General features: G+C 37.6%; 2 protein-coding genes. Both read right to left on the reverse strand.

Annotation, left to right across the window (positions count from 1 at the left end):
* Nucleotides 1–56 precede the first annotated feature (56 nt).
* Complete coding sequence (locus V7783_RS21010) at nt 57–512, reverse strand: hypothetical protein (RefSeq protein ID WP_335680382.1); 456 nt, start codon at nt 510–512, stop codon at nt 57–59.
* Nucleotides 478–873: a hypothetical protein gene (locus tag V7783_RS21015; RefSeq protein WP_335680383.1), complete on the reverse strand. Its 396-nt coding sequence runs from the start codon at nt 871–873 to the stop codon at nt 478–480. Before V7783_RS21015 ends, V7783_RS21010 begins: the two co-directional genes overlap by 35 nt.
* Nucleotides 874–927: the final 54 nt, after the last annotated feature.

Below are 927 nucleotides of genomic sequence, written 5' to 3' on the forward strand. Positions count from 1 at the left end.
GAAATGCCGTCCGGCCCACGTCTTTTTGTGGGCTGTCTTTCATTGAATTGTTATGGCTATTCGCAGGGCTTGGATCGATTAATAAAATCACAAAAGCCTGCCACATTATATTCTATTATTAATTGGGAAGTACCTTTAGAAGATAAAGCTTCCTTCGCTTGTTGCTTTAAAATATAGCCTTCGACCAAAGCTATAGCATTAGGTAGATGGCATGTACCAATTGAGCCATTGCTATTTAAAGCTTCTTGCAATGCAGCCATGCTTTCAGTTGCTGATTTTGAATTAAAGTCAGACTCACTCCAATTAAAAGCACTACTTTTAGTTTTATCATAATTTTCGCAAATAGCGTCAGCTCGAACAAAAGCTGGGATCATTGCGATAAACAGTAATATATATTTCATTCCAATAGAGCCATAAGAGGCGGCATGAAATGCCGTCCGGCCCACGTCTTTTTGTGGGCCATTCTTAATGGCTTTGTTAGTAGTTGATTGTTGTATAGTCATCATATCCATGGTGTTTAATTATCAATTCTTTATCGCTAGAAAATACAAAGTTAACCCAAACATGTTTTTCATCACAACCATAAACAATATCTGTAAGTACATGGTCTACAACACCTTCCAACTCACTTAGATTCAGAAGGGACAAACAAGTAGAAAGACAATTATTTACTGGCTCAGAGGGTTCTTGGGATTCTCGCCAAAATATCGTTTCACCATCAAAATGAAGCTTTACCCAATTATTATCAAACTTAAAGTAGGCAACGTTTGCTTGATCAGTAATGGATTCACCTTCTTGGTGCTGGATTAAATAAAACCCTTTACACACTTTGCCAGTTATCGAAGGTTCATTTCCATTTATGTGAAAGCTCACGATTACTCCTTAAAACTACTAACGCCTTTAAGAAACGGCGCGTAGTTTAGCGTC

It is taken from the genome of Pseudoalteromonas sp., from assembly GCF_036960685.1.
Taxonomy (GTDB): domain Bacteria; phylum Pseudomonadota; class Gammaproteobacteria; order Enterobacterales; family Alteromonadaceae; genus Pseudoalteromonas.